The sequence below is a fragment of the Paracoccus sp. FO-3 genome, assembly GCF_006386455.1.
GTDB classification, from domain to species: Bacteria; Pseudomonadota; Alphaproteobacteria; order Rhodobacterales; family Rhodobacteraceae; genus Paracoccus; species Paracoccus versutus.
Genome location: NZ_VCBQ01000041.1, coordinates 22,222 through 42,667, shown reverse-complemented (window position 1 = coordinate 42,667; position 20,446 = coordinate 22,222). Strand labels below are relative to the sequence as shown.

17 protein-coding genes are annotated in these 20,446 nt (G+C 69.5%); 15 read left to right on the top strand and 2 right to left on the bottom strand.

Translation table 11 applies throughout. The annotated features are described in order from the left end of the window. The 7 genes from FE811_RS13160 to hflX all read left to right on the top strand — a co-directional run. On the top strand, positions 1–329 hold a 329-nt coding region (locus FE811_RS13160), incomplete at its 5' end, for a helix-turn-helix domain-containing protein (RefSeq protein WP_305034190.1). Between the two features lie 85 nt (positions 330–414). Next, the gene (locus tag FE811_RS13155; RefSeq protein WP_114535482.1) at positions 415–2,673 is read left to right on the top strand and encodes a PAS domain-containing sensor histidine kinase; all 2,259 of its coding nucleotides are present in this window, start codon (positions 415–417) and stop codon (positions 2,671–2,673) included. Next, positions 2,670–4,058, top strand: a complete 1,389-nt coding sequence (locus FE811_RS13150) for a sigma-54 dependent transcriptional regulator (protein ID WP_036754721.1) — start codon at positions 2,670–2,672, stop codon at positions 4,056–4,058. The genes FE811_RS13155 and FE811_RS13150 overlap by 4 nt, the downstream gene beginning before the upstream one ends. 342 nt (positions 4,059–4,400) lie before the next feature. After that, entirely contained in the window at positions 4,401–5,777 is a 1,377-nt protein-coding gene (trkA, locus tag FE811_RS13145) for a Trk system potassium transporter TrkA (protein WP_036754718.1), read from the top strand. Between the two features lie 8 nt (positions 5,778–5,785). Continuing rightward, positions 5,786–7,405 (top strand): potassium transporter TrkG, encoded by a 1,620-nt coding sequence (locus tag FE811_RS13140; protein ID WP_036754716.1) that lies wholly within the window; start codon positions 5,786–5,788, stop codon positions 7,403–7,405. 76 nt (positions 7,406–7,481) lie between these two features. After that, complete coding sequence (gene hfq / locus FE811_RS13135) at positions 7,482–7,715, top strand: RNA chaperone Hfq (RefSeq protein WP_010394165.1); 234 nt, start codon at positions 7,482–7,484, stop codon at positions 7,713–7,715. After that, positions 7,716–9,023, top strand: a complete 1,308-nt coding sequence (gene hflX, locus FE811_RS13130) for a GTPase HflX (RefSeq protein WP_116220777.1) — start codon at positions 7,716–7,718, stop codon at positions 9,021–9,023. Between the two features lie 309 nt (positions 9,024–9,332). On the opposite strand, the gene FE811_RS13125 is transcribed toward hflX, so the two are convergent. Both FE811_RS13125 and miaA read right to left on the bottom strand, forming a co-directional pair. Next, positions 9,333–10,409: an AraC family transcriptional regulator gene (locus FE811_RS13125; RefSeq protein WP_116220778.1), complete on the bottom strand. Its 1,077-nt coding sequence runs from the start codon at positions 10,407–10,409 to the stop codon at positions 9,333–9,335. A gap of 186 nt (positions 10,410–10,595) precedes the next feature. Next, on the bottom strand, positions 10,596–11,486 hold the full coding sequence (gene miaA, locus FE811_RS13120; RefSeq protein ID WP_116220779.1) for a tRNA (adenosine(37)-N6)-dimethylallyltransferase MiaA: 891 nt from the start codon (positions 11,484–11,486) through the stop codon (positions 10,596–10,598). 85 nt (positions 11,487–11,571) lie between these two features. Between miaA and pyrH the strand changes: the two genes are divergently transcribed. From pyrH to FE811_RS28275, 8 genes are all read left to right on the top strand, one after another. Beyond that, complete coding sequence (pyrH, locus tag FE811_RS13115) at positions 11,572–12,306, top strand: UMP kinase (protein ID WP_024844453.1); 735 nt, start codon at positions 11,572–11,574, stop codon at positions 12,304–12,306. A gap of 80 nt (positions 12,307–12,386) precedes the next feature. After that, on the top strand, positions 12,387–12,950 hold the full coding sequence (frr, locus tag FE811_RS13110) for a ribosome recycling factor (RefSeq protein WP_140847837.1): 564 nt from the start codon (positions 12,387–12,389) through the stop codon (positions 12,948–12,950). Positions 12,951–12,953: 3 nt separating this feature from the next. Continuing rightward, complete coding sequence (gene uppS, locus FE811_RS13105; protein ID WP_072462786.1) at positions 12,954–13,688, top strand: polyprenyl diphosphate synthase; 735 nt, start codon at positions 12,954–12,956, stop codon at positions 13,686–13,688. Then, the gene (locus FE811_RS13100) at positions 13,685–14,539 is read left to right on the top strand and encodes a phosphatidate cytidylyltransferase (RefSeq protein ID WP_116220780.1); all 855 of its coding nucleotides are present in this window, start codon (positions 13,685–13,687) and stop codon (positions 14,537–14,539) included. The genes uppS and FE811_RS13100 overlap by 4 nt, the downstream gene beginning before the upstream one ends. Positions 14,540–14,543: 4 nt before the next feature. Further along, positions 14,544–15,716, top strand: a complete 1,173-nt coding sequence (dxr, locus tag FE811_RS13095) for a 1-deoxy-D-xylulose-5-phosphate reductoisomerase (protein ID WP_036754701.1) — start codon at positions 14,544–14,546, stop codon at positions 15,714–15,716. Further along, a complete protein-coding gene (gene rseP / locus FE811_RS13090; protein ID WP_116221675.1) occupies positions 15,713–17,038 on the top strand; it encodes an RIP metalloprotease RseP in 1,326 nt (441 codons plus the stop codon). Before dxr ends, rseP begins: the two co-directional genes overlap by 4 nt. Positions 17,039–17,141: 103 nt before the next feature. Next, a complete protein-coding gene (gene bamA, locus FE811_RS13085; protein ID WP_036754698.1) occupies positions 17,142–19,475 on the top strand; it encodes an outer membrane protein assembly factor BamA in 2,334 nt (777 codons plus the stop codon). Beyond that, on the top strand, positions 19,475–20,443 hold the full coding sequence (locus tag FE811_RS28275; protein WP_244294888.1) for an OmpH family outer membrane protein: 969 nt from the start codon (positions 19,475–19,477) through the stop codon (positions 20,441–20,443). Before bamA ends, FE811_RS28275 begins: the two co-directional genes overlap by 1 nt. Positions 20,444–20,446: the final 3 nt, after the last annotated feature.

Sequence of the window (20,446 nt, the reverse complement as noted above, 5' to 3'; positions counted from 1 at the left end):
CCCCGGCCGCCGGCCCCGCCGCGGCACCGGCCGGTCCCGCCGCGGCGCCGGTCCCGCCGCTGGGCGAGCCTGCGAACATGCGCCTGGCGCAATCGGTCGAGATGCATCTGCAACGCTATTTCGACCTGCACGGCGACGACCTGCCGCCGCCCGGCCTTTACGACCGCATCCTGCGCGAGATCGAAAAGCCGCTGCTCGAGATCGCGCTGGACGCGACCGGCGGCAATCAGCTGCGTTGTGCCGATCTTCTGGGCATCAATCGCAATACCCTGCGCAAGAAACTGACCGACCTGAATATCGAGGTGACACGGCGCCGCAAACTGATGTAAAACAGCCACAGATGGCCTTGCGAGAGTCGCTTAACGGCCACAGAAAGGCTGCGGCACAGCGGCGAAACCGTGAGGACGGGCAAAGGTGGCGGGAACGCTGTCCAGGGACACATGGGAGCGCGTCGCAAGGCTGCGGCGCCTGCGGCTTTATCGCAATACCGCGACGCTTGGACTTGCCCTGCTGGGGCCGGCGCTGGCGGGCCTGACTTTTGCCGTGATGGGGCCTTTCGCCGGCGCCACCTCGGGCGGGTCTGTGCTACGGCTGGTGCTGCTGGCGGACCTGCTCTACCTGATCGTGCTGACCGGCCTGGTGGTGGCGCGCATGGCGCGGATCGTCGCGGCGCGGCGCAAGTCGGCGGCGGGCTCGCGGCTGCACATGCGGCTGGTCGGGGTGTTTGCCACCATCGCGCTGGTGCCGACGGTGCTGGTGGCGCTGTTTGCCGGGCTGACGGTGAACATCGGGCTCGAGGGCTGGTTCTCGAACCGGGTGCAGCAGGTGGTCTCGACCTCGCTCTCGGCCGCCGAGGCCTATCAGGACGAGCATCGCCGCGACCTGACCAACGACGCCAAGCTGCTGGCCGGGGCGCTGACCCAGGCCGCGCGGCAGAACCCGATGCTGGACGACGGCGACCTGCGGCTGCTGCTGTCGGACTATCAAAGCCAGATCCAACGCGGGCTGCGCGAGGCCTATATCGTCGATGGCCGCGGCACCATCCGCGCGCGGGGCGAGCGCAGCTATCAGTTCTGGTACGAGGAACCCTCGCCCGCCCAGTTCGACGAGGCGGCGATGCGGGGCCTGGTGCTGATCGAGGATTGGCAGAACAACGAATTCCGCGCCCTGGTGCCGCTGGTGCCGCTGGCGGACCGCTATCTCTACGTCACCCGCGACGTGGACGGCAGCCTGCTGGGCCTGCTGGACGACACCCGGCAGACGGTGGGCGAATACCAGCGGCTGGAACAGGAACGCGGCCGGGTGCTGTTCGAGTTCTCGCTGCTCTACCTGGGCTTTGCGCTGCTTCTCGTGGCGGCGGCGATGTGGCTGGGCCTGTGGTTCGCCGACCGGCTGTCGCGGCCCATCGGCCGGCTGGCCGAGGCCTCCGAGCAGGTGGGCGAGGGCAACCTGGACTTCCAGATCCCCGCCCCCGATACCGGCGACGAGATCCAGACCCTGGGCGAAAGCTTCAACCGCATGACCCGGCAGTTGAAGCAGCAGCGCCAGGAGCTGGTCGAAAGCTACCGCGCCGCCGACGACCAGCGCCGGCTGTTCGATTCGGTGCTGTCCTCGGTCACGGCCGGGGTGATCGGCCTCGATGCGGCGGGCGAGATCGACTTCCTGAACCGCTCGGCCACCCGGCTGCTGGGCCTCGACCCGGCGACGGCGCATGACCGGCTGCTCTCCGAGGCGGTGCCGGAATTCGCGCCGCTGTTCGAGCGGCTGGCGCAATCGGTCAACGAATCGGTGCAGGACGAGATCCGCCTGACCCGCGAGGGCCGGGTGGAAAGCCTGCTGGTGCGCATGGCGATCCGGCGCGGCGCGGCCGGCGGCCTGGAAGGCTATGTGGTGGCGCTGGACGACGTGACCGACCTGGTCTCGGCGCAGCGCATGGCGGCCTGGGGCGACGTGGCGCGCCGCGTCGCGCATGAGATCAAGAACCCGCTGACCCCGATCCAGCTTTCGGCCGAGCGGCTCAAGCGCAAGTTCGGCCCCATCGCCGGCGAGGAACGCGAGGCGCTGGAGCAATACACCGAGGTCATCATCCGCCAGACCAACGACCTGCGCCGGATCGTGGACGAATTCAGCCGCTTCGCCCGCATGCCCGAACCCGACCGCAAGGAAACCGACATCGCCAAGCTCTTGCGCGATGCCGAGCTGATGCAGCGCGACGCGCTGCAAGGCGCGCTGGTCTCGGACATCCCCGACGAGCCGGTGATCGTCGATGCCGATGCCGGCATGATGCGGCAGGTCTTCACCAACCTGCTGAAGAACGCGGGCGAGGCGCTGGACGAGCTGCGCGCGAACCCGCCCCAGGGCTGGGTGCCGCAGGTCCGCGTCTCGCTGCGCTCGGCCCCCGATGCGGTGACGATCCGCATCGCCGACAACGGGCCCGGCCTGCCGCAGGACCGCACCCGGCTGTTCGAGCCCTATGTGACGATGAAGCCCGGCGGCACCGGCCTCGGCCTGCCGATCGTCAAGAAGATCGTCGAGGAACACGGCGGCAGCCTGATGCTGACCGACACTCCCGAAGGACGCGGCGCCATGGCCGAAATCCGCCTGCCGCGCGAACGCCAGCCGGTGCGGCTTTCCGCGCGCCGCCAGAAAAACGAGCAGGAAGCAATGAAATGAGCGATATTCTGATTGTCGACGACGAGCGGGACATCCGGGAACTGATTTCCGACATCCTGCGCGACGAGGGCTTCTCGACCCGCCTCGCCGCCAATTCCGACCAGGCGGTGGCCGAGCTGAACGCGGCCGAACCGGCGCTGATGATCCTCGACATCTGGCTCAAGGACAGCAAGATGGACGGGATCGACATCCTCAAGCAGGTCAAGCGCAACAATCCCGAGGTGCCGGTGGTCATCATCTCGGGCCATGGCAATATCGAGATCGCGGTGGCGGCGATCAAGCAGGGCGCCTACGACTTCATCGAGAAGCCCTTCAACATCGACCAGCTGCTGGTGGTGATCCGCCGCGCCATGGAGACGGCGCGCCTGCGCCGCGAGAACTCGACGCTGAAGCGCGGCGAGGCGCGGGCGGCCGAGATGCTGGGCAATTCGGCGCCCTTCCGCAGGCTGCGCGAACAGCTCGACAAGGTGGCGAAATCGAACGGCCGGGTCATGCTGACCGGCGAGCCGGGGGCGGGCAAGGAAATCGCCGCGCGCTATGTCCACGCCCAAAGCCCGCGCGCCCGCGAGCCCTTCGTCACCGTGCCCTGCGCCACCATCGAGCCCGAGCACATGGAAGAGGTGCTCTTCGGCCGCGAAACCCCCGAGCGCGGCATCGAGGCGGGCCTGCTGGAACAGGCGCATGGCGGCGTGATCTATTTCGACGAGGTGGCGGACATGCCGCTGGGCACCCAGCCCAAGATCCTGCGCGTGCTGACCGAGCAGCAGTTCCAGCGCGCCGGCGGCACCGACAAGGTGCGGGTGGACCTGCGGGTGATCTCCTCGACCAACCGCGACCTTTCGGCCGAGATTGCCGCCGGCCGCTTCCGTCAGGAGCTTTACGACCGGCTGAACGTTGTGCCGGTGGCGGTGCCCTCGCTGGCCGAGCGGCGCGACGACATCCCGCTGCTGGCCACGCATTTCATCGAGCAGTTCCATGCGGCCCAGGGCCTGCCGGCGCGCGCGCTGCCCGAGGAGACCTGCGCCGCGCTGCAGGCGATGAACTGGCCGGGCAATATTCGCCAGTTGCGCAACGTGATCGAACGGGTGCTGATCCTGGGCGACGGCACCGGGCCGATTCAGCCCTCGGAACTGGAAGGCCAGAACGGCAGCACCAGCACCAGCGAGGCCCTGGCGCTCGGCCCGCAGATCACCAGCCTGGCGCTGCGCGAGGCGCGCGAACTCTTCGAGCGGGAATACCTGCTGGCGCAGATCAACCGCTTCGGCGGCAATATCAGCCGCACGGCGCAATTCGTCGGCATGGAGCGCTCGGCTCTGCATCGCAAGCTCAAGTCGCTCGGCGTCGTCGGCGGCATGCGCGTCGAGGAGGAGCTGATGGGGAAATGATGGCGGTGCCATGCCGGTGGCGCGGTTTCATGGGTATTTATGGAACAGAGAAGGCCGGAAACTGCGCCCCGGCCACCCCCACGGTTCAGGCGGGACAGGTTTTGGCCAAATGACCGGGGCGACTTCTCCGTTCGCGGTCATCGGCTCCCCAGCCTGTACCGCGCAACCAGGCTAGGCGCAAAAGATTGAAAAACCCTTAACGACTTCTTCGTTCTGCAAATACCCATGCGACCGTCCAGCACGCATCAAAGGCGCACGGGTGGTCCTGACGCTTTCCCTGTATCCGTCGCCCGCGCCGCGCGCTAGGATCGCGCCTCACGAAGGGCATGAACCGGGGCCGGAATGAAGATCATCATCTGCGGGGCGGGGCAGGTCGGCTGGCACATCGCACGCCATCTTGCGGGCGAGCGCAACGATGTCACCATCATCGACACCAATGCCGAGCTGATCCGGCGCGCCACCGATGCGCTGGACGTGCAGGGCGTGACCGGCTTTGCCAGCCACCCCGACGTGCTGGACCGGGCGGGGGCGCGGGACGCAGACCTGATCATCGCCGCGACCCATTCGGACGAGGTCAACATGGTCACCTGCCAGGTCGCCCATTCCGTCTTCCAGGTGCCGCGCAAGATCGCGCGGCTGCGCAGCTCGGCCTATCTGGACGCGATCTATTCCGATCTCTACCGCACCGACCACCTGCCCATCGACGTCGTCATCAGCCCCGAGCGCGAGGTGGCGCGGGCGGCGATGCAGCGGCTTTCGGCGCCCTCGACCTTCGATGCCGAGACCTTCCTCGAGGGGCGGCTGCATCTGCTGGGGATCTCGCTCGAGCCCGACAGCCCGGTGCTGAACACGCCCCTGCGCCAGCTCAACGACATGTTCATCAGCCTCAGCGCCATCGTGGCGGGGGTGCGGCGCGGCGGCAAGCTGTTCGCGCCCGAGCCGGGCGACCAGCTTTTCGAGGGCGACCAGGTCTATGTCTTCACCCTGGCCGAGGACGTGCCGCGCACGCTCGAGATCTTCGGCAAGCCCATGGCCAAGCAGGAAAGCGTGGTCATCATCGGCGCGGGCAACGTGGGCCTTGCCGTCGCCCAATCGCTCGAGGCGCGCCCCGAGCGCATCCGCGTCAAGCTGATCGAGCGCAGCCGCGCGCGTGCCGAGGATGCCGCCGATGCGCTGAACCGCACCATCGTGCTGAACGGCGACGGACTGTCGGCCGAATTGCTGGAGGAGGCGGCCGTGCCGCGCGCCGATGCGGTCCTGGCCATCACCGACGACGACAAGACCAATATCCTGGCCGCGGTGCGCGCCAAGCAGGCAGGGGCGAAGCTCGCGATCTCGCTGGTCAACGACCCCACGCTGATGTCGCTGATGGAGCCCCTGGACATCGACGCCTTCATCAACCCGCGTGCCAGCACCGTCTCGACCATCCTGCGCCATATCCGGCACGGGCGGGTGCGCGACATCTATTCCATCGGCGATGCCGAGGCCGAGGTGATCGAGGCGCAGGTGCTTTCGACCTCGCCCATCGCCGGGCGGGCCGTGCGCGACATCGACTTTCCCGAAGGCGCGCTGATGGGCGCGGTGCGCAAGGGCGACCGCGTGGTCAAGCCCACGGGCGACCTGCGCATCGAGGAGGGCGACATCGTGGTGATCTTTGCCCTCGTCTCCGACATCCCCGAGGTCGAGCGCCTGCTTCAGGTCTCGATCGACTTCTTCTGAGTGCCGGGATGAGACTGCTGCTGCGCCTGCCGCTGATCGTGATCCTGGGGGGGATCGGCGCGCTGGCCATGGTGCTGCCGGGGCTCTACGCCCATGCGCTGGACGAGCACAAGACCGGCTCGATCTTCCTGGGTGCGGCGGGGATCTTCGTGATCCTGGCCGCGATCCTGGGCCTGGCCACCGCCGACCGGCCCGAAGGGCCGCGGGCGCGCAGCGTGCTTCTGACCATGCTGGGCACCATGGTCCTGCTGCCCGCCATGCTGGCCGTGCCCTTTGCCATGGCCCTGCCCGACACCGGCTTCTTCAATGCCTGGTGGGAGATGATCTCCTGCCTGACCACCACCGGCGCCTCGCTCTACTCGGCCGACCTGCTGCCGGCGCCGCTGCACCTGTGGCGCGCCATCGTCGGCTGGCTGGGCGGGCTGTTCATGCTGGTCGCGGCCATCGCGCTGCTGGCGCCGCTGCGGGTGGGGGGCTTCGAGATCATGTCCTCGCCCTATGGCCGCAGCGAAAGGTTCGAGCGGCTGCCGCGTTCGGCCGAGCCCTCGATCCTGGGCCAGCGGTCGCATCCCGCCTTCCAGACCGAACTGGCCGACCCGGTGCATCGGGTGATGCGGGCGGGCAGGGTGGTGCTGCCGGTCTATGCCGGGCTGACGCTGCTGATGTGGACGCTGCTTCTGATGCTGGGCGAGACCGGGCTGGTGGCGCTGACCCGCGCCATGGGCACGCTGTCGACCAGCGGCATCAGCCCCGTCGCCGGCCCCGCCGGGCAGGGCAGCGGCATGGCCGGCGAGGTGGTGATCTTCCTGTTCCTGATCCCGGCGCTGTCGCGCCGCTTCTGGCCCGGCGGGGGCGAGCTGAAGGCCAGCGAGAGCTGGATCGAGGATCCCGAGCTGCGCATGGCCGCGGGCGTGGTGCTGCTGGTCTCGGCCCTGCTGTTCGCGCGGCATTTCGCCGGGGCCATCGGCGTTTCCCCGACCGGGGCCAAGGGGGTGCTGGACACGCTCGACAGCGCCGCCTCGGCCGCCTGGGGCGGGATCTTCAACGGGCTGAGCTATCTGACCACGACCGGCTGGAACTCGGTCGAATGGCAGGGCGCGCGCAACTGGTCGGGGCTGAGTTCCCCCGGCCTGATGCTGGCCGGGCTGGCGATGATGGGCGGCGGCGTCGCCACCACCGCGGGCGGCGTCAAGCTGCTCCGGGTCTATGCGCTGGCCCGCCATTCCGAGCGCGAGCTGGAGCGGATCGTGCATCCCGCCTCGGTCGGCGGCGGTGGGCTGATGGCGCGGCGGCTGCGGCGCGAGGGGGCCTATCTGGCCTTCATCTTCTTCATGCTGTTCGCCAGTTCGATCGCGGTGACGGTGATGCTGATCTCGCTGCAGCGGATCGAGTTCGATTCGGCCACCATCCTGTCCATCGCGGCGCTGACCAATACCGGCCCGCTGGCCGGGGCGATTCCGCTGACCCCGACCTTCCAGGGCTCGGCCGGCATGGCGGGGGCGCCATGGGCGGGCTGGGCCGGGCTGCCGGCGCTGACCAAGGCGGTTCTGGCCGGCGCCATGGTCGTCGGCCGGGTCGAGACGCTGGCGATCCTGGCGCTGGTTTCGCCCGAATATTGGCGGCGCTAGGCGGGATCACATGCTTGCAAGCCGCCGCCCGCTCGCCTAAGTCTTGAAAACCAGCGATAAGAACAAGGTGCATCGAATGGCCGGCGACAAACAGAACCTCCAGGACGCTTTTCTGAACCATGTCCGCAAGGGCAAGGTTCCGGTGACGATTTTTCTTATCAATGGTGTGAAATTGCAGGGCGTCATTACCTGGTTCGACAATTTCTGCGTGCTTCTGCGCCGCGACGGGCAGTCGCAACTGGTCTACAAGCACGCCATCTCGACCATCATGCCGGGGCAGCCGATCAGCCTCTATGAGGGCGAGGACTGATTGGGCGAACCGACGGAAACCCGCGAGCGCCCGACACGCGCCTATGTGATCCATCCCGATCTGGGCAATTCGCGCACCCGCCGCTCGCCCGAACTGGCGCTTGAGGAAGCCGTGGCCCTGGCCCATGCGCTGCCCGCCATCGAGGTGGCTGGGGCCGAGGTGACGCGGCTGCGCAGCCCCGATCCGGGCATGCTGTTCTCCAAGGGCAAGCGCGAAGAGATCGGCCAGCACCTGAAGGCCGCCGCCGAGGGCGAGGGGGCCGAGCTGGTGCTGATCGACGGGCCGGTGACGCCGGTCCAGCAGCGCAACCTGGAAAAGGAATGGGGCGTCAAGATCCTGGACCGCACCGGGCTGATCCTCGAGATCTTCGCCGACCGGGCGCAGACGCGCGAGGGCGTGTTGCAGGTGGAACTGGCGGCGCTGGCCTATCAGCGCACGCGGCTGGTCCGGGCCTGGACCCACCTGGAACGCCAGCGCGGCGGCCTGGGCTTCGTGGGCGGCCCCGGCGAGACGCAGATCGAGGCCGACCGCCGCGCCATCGACGAGCAGGTGGTGCGCCTGCGCCGGCAGCTGGAGCGCGTGGTCAAGACCCGCGAGCTGCACCGCAAGGCCCGCGCCAAGGTGCCCTATCCCATCGTGGCGCTGGTCGGCTACACGAACGCGGGAAAATCCACGCTGTTCAACCGCTTGACCGGGGCCGAGGTCCTGGCCCAGGACCAGCTTTTCGCCACGCTGGACCCGACCATGCGGCAGATGGTGCTGCCCGGCGGCCGGCGGGTGATCCTGTCGGATACGGTGGGCTTCATCAGCGACCTGCCGCATGAGCTGGTTGCCGCCTTCCGCGCCACGCTGGAAGAGGTGCTGGCCGCCGACCTGATCCTGCATGTCCGCGACATCAGCCATCCCGAGACCGAGGAGCAGGCCGGCGACGTGGGCGAGATCCTCGATTCGCTGGGCGTCGAGGAGGACGTGCCGCTGATCGAGGTCTGGAACAAGATCGACGCGCTGTCGCCCGAGACCCGCGCCGCCCTGCGGCGCACCGATGCGCGGACCCAGGGCGTGCAGGCGATCTCGGCCCTGTCGGGCGAGGGGCTGGACGATTTGCTGGCCGCCATCGAGGCGCGGCTGGCCGAAGCCCTGGACGAGCCGCGCCGCGAGGCCGAACTGGTGCTGCCGCATTCGGACGGCCGGCGCCGGGCCTGGCTGCATGAGCAGGGCGTGATCGTCGCCGAGGAGGTGGCCGAAGAGGGCGTGCGGCTGCGACTGCGCTGGACGGACCGGCAAAGGGCGGCCTTCGAGGCGCTTTGACAGCCTCTCTCGGTCGCGGCGAGCATGGGGCCTTGGCTTGCCGAAGCCCGCGCGGCGGCGGCACGCCCGCCCCGGCGAGCCTTTGCGCCATCGGGCCTTTCATCTGCGATCCCATTGCCGCGGTCCGCAGAGCGGCCTCTTGTCGAAGCCCGCGGTGGTGGCGCAACTGCGCGAGCCGGCGGGCTTTTTTACGTTAACCCTCGGCCATTTCCGACGGGGCGCGACGCCGTTTCCCGTCGCCGGTCTGGCATGCCGGGTTCCCATGCCGGAACCGCGCGGGGGCGTTCACGCCAGCCGAATGCGCGGGGTTCAGCCGGCCGGGCGCTCGCCGGGGCGGCTGCGGCCTTCTTGCATCAGCGCCCGATAGGCCTGGGGCGTGCGGCCGGTAGCGGCCAGGAAGGCGCGCATGAAATGGCCAAGCCCGCTGTAACCCAGCCGGTCCGCGATCTCGGCCACCGGCTGGGTGCCGTCGCGCAGCGCCTCGGTCGCGCATTGCAGCCGCAGGTCGTAGAGCAGCTCCAGCGCGCTGCGTCCCCGGCTCAGCCGGCAGGCGCGGTCCAGCTGCGCCAGCGAGCAGCCCAGCCGCCGCGCCAGTTCGGCGATGGTCTGGCCGGATTGCAGCTCGGCCCGCGCCAGTTGCAGGAAATGCCCGGACAGCGCCCGCGCCTCGGCCAGGCTGGCGGGCGAGGGGGTGGATCGGCCCCCGCCGGGCCCCTCGTCCAGCCGTGACAGCACCGTGGCGATCTGCGCCAGTTCGCGCGCGGTGGCGGCATCCTGCGCCTTGTCGTGCGGCGCCCTTGATCCCAGCGCGGCCATGGCCCGATCCAGCAGATCCGCATCTGCATCCGCGCCCGCCGGCAGGCCGTGGCGCATCTGCGCGGGCAGCGCCAGGCCGCGGCACAGGGCGGGCGGGATCAGCAGCGCCAGCCCCCGCACCTCGGGCGGCGGCTTCAGCGAAAAGGCGGTGCCCGCGGGGATGAAGGCGACGCGGCCGGCCGGCAGCGCATGGTGGTGGCGCGGGAACATGATCGCGACCATGCCGCCGGTCGGGCGAAGCAGCACATGGTCGCCGCGGACCCGCGGGCTGCGCGGCGCAGCCGGGCTTCGCACCGGCCCGCCCCAGTGAAGGCCGGCGAGCGGGATCAGCCGCAGCCCGTCGCCCGCCCGGCCCTGCGGCAGCAGGGAACGGGGCCGGGGCCCGCCCGCCTCGGCCAGCCCGACCACGGTGGGCGACAGGACCGACGGGCGGCCCGCGGGGGCGGCAGGCGCCGGCAACCGGGGATCGGTATCCGCCGGTTCGAGGATCGTGCCGATATTGACGCCCGCCGCGGCCAGCCGCGCCAGGACGGGATCGGGCGGGACGATGTGGCGGCGGGCTTCATCCATCAGCCGCGGCTTTCAGCGAATCCATGACCAAAGGCTATCCCCACGACGCGAGTCGATGAAGGATATAGTCATCCCAGGGTTGCTAAAAGATTAATATGTCTTGCCCTGCTTGCGCGGTGCGTCGGTCAGGGGATCAATGCTGAGATAGAGCCTCCGCGCGCCCTCCTGCTTGCGCGGGCGCGCCGGTCAGGGGCCGATGCCGATGCGGGGCCAATCCCCCAGCCGCCCGCGAAAGAAGCTGCGCTGCGCCTTGGCATATTGCCGGGTGGCGATGACCGCACGGCGGATCGCCTCGTCCAGGTCGATCTCGCCTCGTAGATGCGCGACCAGTTCCGGCGCGCCGATGGCCTTGGCCCAAAGCGCATCGGGGCTCCAGCGCGGCAGCAGGGCGCGCACCTCGTCCAGCGCGCCCTGGTCCAGCATCAGCCGGAAGCGGCGGTCGATGCGTCCGGCCAGCCAGTCGCGGTCGGGGTCCAGCACCAAGAGATGCGCGGCGGCGGGGTCGATCAGCGGCGGCGGCGTCTCGGCCTGCCAGGCGGCGATGCCGCGGCCGGTGGTGGTCAGCACCTCCCAGGCGCGCTGGACGCGCACCGGGTTTCTCAGGTCGATGCGGGCGCGGGTCGGGGCGTCCAGATCCGCGACCATGCGCGCCAATCCGCCGGGCTCGCGCAGCAGCTGGTCGGCCCAGGCGCGGATTTCCGGCGGGGTGGCGGGAATCGCCGCCAGCCCGCGGCTGAGCGCGTTCAGGTAAAGCCCGGTCCCGCCGGTCACGATCAGCCGGCCGCGGTCCAGCAGCGCCGCCACCTCGGCCAGCCAGGCGCCGACGGAATAGTCGCGGCCCGGCGCGACATGGCCGTAAAGCGCATGCGGCGCGCGCGCCTCGTCCTCTGCCGTGGGCCGGGCGGTCAGCACGCGCCAGCAGGACCAGACCTGCAAGGCGTCGGCATTGACGATGGTGCCGCCCTGCCGCTCGGCGATCTCCAGCGCCAGGGCGGATTTGCCGCTGGCGGTGGGCCCGGCGATCAGGACATGGCGCGCCGGGTCCAGCCCGGCCAGGATCGGGTGACGCAGGGTCATTTCGGGTCGGGTCGGCAGTGGTTGAACATGGGGCCTGTTTGCGACATTTTGCCCGGCAATGAAACTGCCGCAAAAAAGGTGAACCATGTCGGAAAGCGCGTCCAAGACCCGCGGAAGCTATTCGCGCGTGATGCTGAAGATTTCGGGTGAGGCGCTGATGGGGGACCAGGGTTATGGCCTGCACCCGCCGACCGTCGCCCGCATCGCGCAGGAGGTCAAATCCGTCCACGACATGGGCGTCGAGATCTGCATGGTCATCGGTGGCGGCAATATCTTCCGCGGCCTCCAGGGCAGCGCGCAGGGCATGGAGCGGGCGACCGCCGACTACATGGGCATGCTGGCGACGGTGATGAACGCGCTGGCCATGCAGGCGGCGCTGGAGGCGCTGAAGATCCATACCCGCGTGATCTCGGCCATCCGCATGGACGAGGTGGCCGAGCCCTATATCCGCCGCCGCGCCGTCCGGCATCTGGAGAAGAAGCGCGTCTGCATCTTCGCCGCCGGCACCGGCAACCCCTATTTCACCACCGACACCGCCGCCACGCTGCGCGCCAACGAGATGAATTGCGAGGCGATCTTCAAGGGCACCAAGGTCGATGGCGTCTATGACAAGGATCCGAACAAATTCCCCGACGCGCGGCGCTATGACGACGTGACCTATGACGAGGTGCTGCAAAAGCATCTTGGGGTCATGGATGCCTCGGCCATCGCGCTGGCGCGCGACAACGATCTGCCCATCATCGTCTTCTCGCTGGACGAACCGGGCGGTTTCCGTGGAATTCTGGCCGGCACCGGCACATATACGCGCGTGCATGGCTGAAAAACCCGTATAGGCTTTGCCATGTCGGCGTGGCTCGGCTAAAAGCGGCGAAAATCACAGCACAGAGGCCATGACCGAGCATGTCCGACGAGATCGAGATCGACACCGACGACCTGGAACGCCGCATGAAGGGCGCGATGGAATCCCTGCGCCATGAATTCGCCTCGCTGCGCACCGGCCGCGCTTCGGCCAGCATGGTCGAGCCGATCATGGTCGATGCCTATGGCTCGCCCACGCCGATCAACCAGATCGGCACGGTGAACGTGCCCGAGCCGCGCATGGTCACGATCAACATCTGGGACAAGGCGCTGGTCGGCAAGGCCGAGAAGGCGATCCGCGAATCGGGCCTGGGCATCAACCCGCAGCTGAACGGCACCATCATCATGCTGCCGATCCCCGAGCTGAACGAGGAGCGTCGGCGCGAACTGACCCGCGTCGCCGCGCAATATGCCGAACACGCCCGCGTCGCCATCCGCAACGTGCGCCGCGACGGCATGGACCAGATCAAGAAGGCCAAGTCCTCGGGCATGTCCGAGGATGAGCAGAAATTCTGGGAGGGCGCCGTGCAGGAACTGACCGACAAGATGATCGCCTCGGTGGACCAGGCGCTCGAGGCCAAGCAAGCCGAAATCATGCAGGTCTGACGCATGGCCGAGATCGCAGCCAGCCTGTCCAAGCCCGGCGGAGGGGACCAGCGGCCCCGTCATGTCGCCATCATCATGGATGGCAACGGCCGCTGGGCCAAGAACCGGGGCTGGCCGCGGCTGGTCGGGCATCGGCGCGGCGCCGAGCGCGTGAAGCAGATCGTGCGCGCCTGCCCCGACCTGGGGGTGAACTGGCTGACGGTCTATGCCTTCTCGACCGAGAACTGGAAGCGCTCGACCGAGGAGGTGCTGGGCCTGATGGGCATCTTCGCCCGCTATATCGAGCGCGAGGCCGACGGGCTTTCCGCCGAGGGCGTTCGCATGCGCTTCATCGGCGGGCGCGAGCGGCTGGAGCCCAAGCTGCAGCGGCTGATGGCCGGGATCGAGGCGCGCACCGCCGGCAACACCCGGCTGAACCTGACCGTGGCGATCAATTACGGCGGCCGCGATGAGCTGACCCGTGCCGCGGCGCGGCTGGCCGGCCGCATCGCGCGGGGCGAGGTGGCCGAGCCGACCGAGGCCGACCTGGCCGATTGCCTGGACACTGCCGGCCATCCCGACCCGGACCTGGTGATCCGCACCTCGGGCGAGACGCGGACCTCGAATTTCCTGCCCTTCCAGGCGGCCTATTCGGAATATGAGTTCACCAAGACGCTCTGGCCGGATTTCACGCCCGAGCATCTGGCCGAGATCCTCGACCGCTACGGGCTGCGCGAACGGCGCTTCGGCGGCGCATGAGCGGGGGCGGGCCACGGCCGGGCCGGCTGCGCGGCGCCTTGCAGCGCGGGCGCGACAAATGGGCCGATCTCTGGCCGCGCCTGCTGTCGGGCGTGGTGCTGGCGATGCTGGGGCTGCTGCTCCTGCTGTCCTCGGGGCTGTGGATCCGGCTGGGCGTTTCGGTCGTGATCGGGGCGATGATGTGGGAACTGGCGCGGCTGACCGGCTGGCGCCACCCCGAGTTCCGCAGCCCGCGCCATCCGGTGCTGATCGGCATCCTGTCGGGGCTGGTGATGCTGGCCATGCTGGTGCTGCCGGGCGACTGGCCGATGGCGCTGGCGCTGGTGCCGATGATCGCCGGCTGGCACGGCACGCATGAACACGAACGCCCGGCCTATCTGCTGTTCACCCTGGCGATCCTGGGCGCGGGCTATGCGCTGGTGGTGATCCGCGAGGTGATGGGCCTGCCGACGCTGGCCTGGATCGTCGGCACCGTGGTGCTGTCGGACGTGCTGGGCTATTTCATCGGCCGCCGCTTTGGCGGTCCGCGCTTCTGGCCCGCCATCAGCCCCAAGAAGACCTGGAGCGGCACCATCGCCGGCTGGGTGGGCGCGCTGGTGCTGGCGCTGGTCCTGCTGCTGGCCGGGCAGGCGCCCTGGCCGGTGCTGGTGCTGGGCCCGCTGCTGGCGCTGGCCGGGCAGTTCGGCGACATCGCGGAAAGCTGGCTCAAGCGCCGGGTCGGGGTCAAGGACAGTTCCGACCTGATCCCCGGCCACGGCGGGGCGATGGATCGGTTCGACGCCATGGCCGGGGCGCTGCTGGTGGCGCTTGTGTTGTTGATCGGCAATCTTTTACCCGTGATCGGAGGCTGAGAGCATGCGCAGCATATCGGTGCTGGGCGCGACCGGGTCGGTCGGCGAAAGCGCGTTCGATCTGGTGATGCGGGCCGGCGGGCCCGAGCGGTTCCGCACCATTGCCCTGACCGGCGGCGCCAATGTCGCGCGCCTGGCCCAGATGGCCCGCGCGCTTCGGGCCGAGATCGCCGTCACCGCCTGGCCGCAATGCCTGGCCGAGCTGCGCGCGGCGCTGGCCGGCAGCGGCATCGAGGCCGCCGCGGGGCCGCGGGCCGTGGCCGAGGCCGCCGCGCGTCCCGCCGACTGGACGCTTTCCGCCATCGTCGGCGCCGCCGGCTTGCCGCCGGGGCTGGAGGTGCTGAACCGCGGCGGCACGCTGGCGCTTGCCAACAAGGAAACCCTGGTCGCCGCCGGGCCGCTGGTCATGTCCCGCGCCCGCGAGACCGGCGCCCGCATCCTGCCGGTCGATTCCGAACATTCCGCGATATTCCAGGCGCTTCAGGGAGAAGACCTCGAAAGCGTCGAGCATGTGACCATCACCGCCTCGGGCGGCGCCTTCCGCGACTGGCCGCTGGAGCGGCTGGCGCAGGCAAGCGTGGCCGAGGCCAGCCGGCATCCGAACTGGGACATGGGCCAGCGCATCACCATCGACAGCGCCAGCATGTTCAACAAGGCGCTGGAAGTCATTGAAGCGCATGAGTTCTTTGGCCTTGGTGTCGAGCGGTTGCGGGTGCTGGTGCATCCGCAGTCGATCATCCACGCCATGGTCACGCATCGCGACGGCGGCAGCATCGCGCATCTGGGGGCGCCGGACATGCGCCATGCCATCGGCTATGCGCTGAACTGGCCGGCGCGCGCGCCGCTGCCGGTGCCGGCGCTGGACCTGGCGGCGCTTGGCAGCCTGACCTTTGCCCAGCCGGACGAGGCGCGCTGGCCCGCCCTGCGCCTGGCGCGCGAGGCGATCGAGGCGGGCGGCGCCGCCGGCGCGGTGCTGAACGCCGCCAAGGAACAGGCGCTGGACGATTTCATCGCCGGGCGCATCCGCTTTACCGACATGGCCCCGGCGGTCGAGCATGCGCTGGCGCTGGCCGCGCGCGAGGCGGGTTTCGGGCAAAGCCCGCGCGACCTTGCCGAGGTGCTGCATTGGGACGGCTTCGCCCGGCGTGCGGCGGCGCAATGGCAGGGGGCGGCATGAGCCTGGTTCTGGACGCGATGGGCGGATTCCTCTGGACCGCGGCGGCCTTTGTCGTCGCGCTGTCGGTCATCGTCACCGTGCATGAATATGGCCATTACATCGTCGGCCGGCTTTGCGGCATCAAGGCCGAGTGCTTTTCGCTGGGCTTCGGGCCGCGGCTGGTCTCGCGCCGCGACCGGCATGGCACGCTGTGGCAGGTGGCGGCAGTGCCGCTGGGCGGCTATGTGCGCTTCCTGGGCGATGCGGATGCGGCCAGCGCCGGCTCGGTGCCGGTCGAGCCGGCCCGTGCGCGCCAAAGCCTGACCGGCGCGCCGCTCTGGGCGCGCTTCGCCACGGTGGCGGCGGGTCCGGTCTTCAACTTCGCGCTGTCGATCCTGGTCTTTGCCGGCATGGCGATCTGGCAAGGGCTGCCGGTCGATGAGGTCGAGGTGGGCCGGCTGCACCCGACGCCGCCCGGCATCGAGATGCGGCTGCAGACCGGCGACCGCGTCCTGGCGCTGGACGGCCGGCCGGTCGAAAGCTGGCGCGACCTCGGCACGGCCGCGGCCGACCTGCCCGCGCGGGCCAGCCACGACTGGACCGTGCTGCGCGACGGCGCGCGGATCACCGTGCCCGGCCCGCATCCGATGCCGCCGCTGGTCATCGGCATTGCGCCGCGCAGCCCGGCGGCCACGGCGGGGCTGAAGCCGGGCGACGTGATCCTGGCCATGGACGGCGCCCCCGTCTCGCGCTTCGACGAGCTGCGCGAGCATGTGGCCAAGGCCGAGGGCCGGCCGGTGCTGCTGAAGGTCTGGCGCGAGGGCGAGGGCGAGGCCGACTATACCCTGGCCGCGCGCGAGCAGGATCTGCCCACCGACGACGGCTATACCCGGCGCTGGCTGATCGGCGTGACCGGCGGCGGCACCTATTTCGAGCCGGCGACCCGGCCCGCCGGCGCCGCCGAGGCGCTGGGGATCGGCGCCGCGCGCACCTGGGACATCATCGCCTCCTCCGTCTCGGGGCTCTGGGCGATGATCACCGGCCAGATCGGCAGCTGCAACCTGGGCGGCGCGATCTCGATCGCCGAGACCACGGGGCAGGCGGCTTCGGCGGGGGGCAGCAACTTCATCTGGTGGATCGCGGTGCTGTCGGCGGCCATCGGTTTCCTGAACCTCTTGCCGGTGCCGGTGCTGGATGGCGGGCACCTGATGTTCTATCTCTACGAGGCCGTGGCGGGGCGGCGCCCCTCGGACCGGGTGATGGACATCCTGTCGGCGCTGGGGCTGGCGGCGGTTCTGTCGCTGATGGTTCTGGGCCTCACCAACGATCTTTTCTGCCCCTGAGCGGCGCTAGGCTTTTGACAGCATGGCCCGCTTCGCGGTATCCATCGGGGCAAATATGGCGGGGCAAACCCGCCGGGCAATGCATTATTCGCGAGGGGCGGCGATGACGGACAGGAAACTCGGCAAGGGCGCGCTGGCGCTGATCTCGGCGCTGGCGGTGGCCGCGCCGGTCGCGATGGTGGCGACCCCCGCCTCGGCCCTTGTCTTCAGCAACGTGCGGATCGAAGGCAACCAGCGCATCGAGCCGGCCACGATCCTCTCCTACCTGGACCTGCCGCGCGGCCAGGACGTCTCGGCCGGGGCGCTGAACGACGCCATGCAGCGGCTGCAGAATTCCGGGCTGTTCGAGACGGTCGAACTGGTGCCCTCGGGCGGGACGCTGGTGGTCAGGGTGGCGGAATATCCCACCATCAACACCGTCGCCTTCGAAGGCAACAAGCGGCTCAAGGACGAGAACCTGGCCGAGATCGTCAAATCGCAGTCGCGCCGGGTCTATTCGCCCGCCCAGGCCGAGGCCGATGCCGCCGCGATCAGCCAGGTCTATGCCTCGCAGGGGCGCCTGGCCGCCCGCGTCGATCCGCGCATCATCCGCCGCGGCAGCAACCAGGTCGACCTGGTCTTCGAGATCCGCGAAGGCGACGTGACCGAGATCGAGCGCATCGGCTTCGTCGGCAACCGCGCCTTTTCCGACCGCCGGCTGCGCAACGTGCTGCAAACCAAGCAGGCCGGCATCCTGCGCACCTTCATCCGCCGCGACACCTTCGCCCCCGAGCGGGTGCCGCTGGACGAAAAGCTGCTGACCGATTTCTACCGCTCGCGCGGCTATGCCGATTTCCGCGTGCAGGCGGTGGCGCCGGAACTGGCGCGGGAACGCGACGCCTTCTACATCACCTTCCAGATCCACGAAGGCCCGCGCTATACCTTCGGCACCATCAACACCGTCAGCGAAATTCCCGGCGTCGATGCGGCGGAATTCGCCGCCCAGAACCGGGTCAAGCGCGGCGCGGTCTACAACCCGACCGACATCGACACCACCATCCGCCGGATGGAGGCGCTGGCGCTGCGCAAGGGGTTGGACTTCGTCAGTATCGAGCCGCGCGTCACCCGCAACGAGCGCAGCCAGACCCTGGACCTGACCTTTGCCCTGACCCGCGGCCCGCGCGTCTTCGTCGAGCGCATCGACATCGAGGGCAACACCACCACCCTGGACGAGGTGATCCGGCGCCAGTTCGCCACCGTAGAGGGCGACCCCTTCAACCCGCGCGAGATCCGCAACTCGGCCGAGCGGCTGCGCGCGCTGGGTTATTTCGCCGATGTGCAGGCCGAAAGCCGCCAGGGCTCGACGCCCGAGCAGGTGATCGTCGACGTGAACGTCGAGGAGCAGCCGACCGGCAGCCTGAACTTCGGCGTCAGCTATGGCGTCTCGACCGGCGTCGGCTTCAATATCTCGCTGTCGGAAAAGAACTTCCTGGGCCGCGGGCAACAGGTGGACCTGGCCTTTTCGACCGGCACGGATACGCAAAGCTCGGGCCTGACCTTCGTCGAGCCCTATTTCCTCGGCCGCGACCTGCGGGCGCGGGTGCAGGCCTGGTACAACACAACCGACCGGCTGAATTCCGACTACAACACCCGCACCGTGGGTTTCTTGACCGGAATCGAATTCCCGGTTTCCGAGAACGGCCGGCTGGAACTGCGCTACAAGCTCAGCAAGGATACGCTGTTCGACGTCGAAGAGCCTCATGAGGATTCCGAAGGCAACTTCGTCGGTTCGTCGCAGATCCTTTATGACGAGCAGGGTGGCTATTTCACCTCGGCGCTTGGCTATACCTACAGCTATGACAGCCGCATCGCCGGGCTGGACCCGGTGACCAGCTACCGGCTGCGCGCCGGCCAGGATTTCGCCGGCCTGGGCGGCGACGTGAAATCCGTCACCAGCACGCTTTACGCCGGCGTCGAAAGCCGCGCCTGGCGCGAGAACGTGACCATGCTGGCCGAGTTCGAGACCGGGGCCGTGCATATGCTGGACGACGAGGACAGCCGTTTCCTGAACCGCTTTACCGGCAACGGCAAGATCCGCGGCTTCGAGCCGAACGGCCTGGGTCCGCGTGACCTGGCGGCGCCGAACGAGGATGCGCTTGGCGGCAATTATTTCTGGGCGCTGCGCACCGAGCTGCAATTCCCTCTGGGCCTGCCCGAGGAATACGGCATCACCGGCGGGCTTTTCGCCGATGCCGGCTCGGTCTGGGGGCTGGACCGGACCAGCGGCACCAACGGGGTCGAGGTCGACGACGGCATGAAGGTCCGCGCCGCGGTCGGCGCCTCGATCTTCTGGACCACGCCGATCGGGCCGCTGCGCTTCAACTTCGCCAAGGCCCTCAAGAAAGAGGATTACGACGAAGAGCAGTCCTTCGACCTGACGATTTCGACCCGGTTCTGATGGCAGGGGGACGCGGCATCGCGGCGCTGGCCCTGGCCGCGCTGCTGGCGGTGCCGGCGCGCGCGCCCGCCCAGCCCGTGCCCGAGCAGCCTTCCGGGCAGGCCGGGACGCCCACGCCCGAGGCGGCGCCCATCGTGGTCGAGACGCCGCCCCCGAACGGCCAGGCGGTGCTGCCGGTCCTGACGCTGGACCAGGATGCGCTGTATCTGCATTCGCGCTGGGGCCAGCGCGTGCAGGCCGAGCTGGAGCGGCGCGGAAGCGAGATCGCGGCCGAGAACGAGCGGCTGGTCGAGCAGTTCGCCGCCGAGGAGCAGGAGCTGACGGCGCTGCGCCAGACCCTGCCGCCCGACGAGTTCCGCAAGCGGGCCGACGAGTTCGACAAGCGCGTGGTCGAGGTGCGCCGCGCCCGCGACGCCGCCCCCCGCGCCTTGCAGGCCGAGGCCGAGGAAGAGCGCCAGGCCTTCTTCCGCGCCGTGCTGCCGGTCCTGGCGGCGGTGATGCGCGAGCGGGGCGCGGTGGTGGTGCTGGACCAGCGCGCGATCTTCGTCGCCTCGCAATCCATCGACGTCACCGAGGTGCTGATCGAGCGCATCGACCGCGAGATCGGCGCGGGCCCGCTGGCCGATCCGCCCAAGGCCGATGCGCCGGTGCAGAGGGGGAACGGCGCGCCGCAGGATGGCTCGGGACAGGACGGGCAGGACGCGCGGGCGCCGGGTGACGATGCGGCGCGGGATGATGCGGCCCCCGAATCCCCGGCGGCACCCGAACCCGACCCCCAGCCGGGGGACGGCGCGGGCCCGCTGGCCGACCCGCCCAAGGCGGATGCGCCGGTGCAGACGGGGAACGATGCGGCGCAGGATGGCTCGGGACAGGATCTGTCGGTGCCGGGAGACGATGCGGCGCGGGACGATGCGGCCTCCGAGCCCCCCGCGGCACCCGACCCCAGGCCCGGCGGGGCGGAGGAATAAACC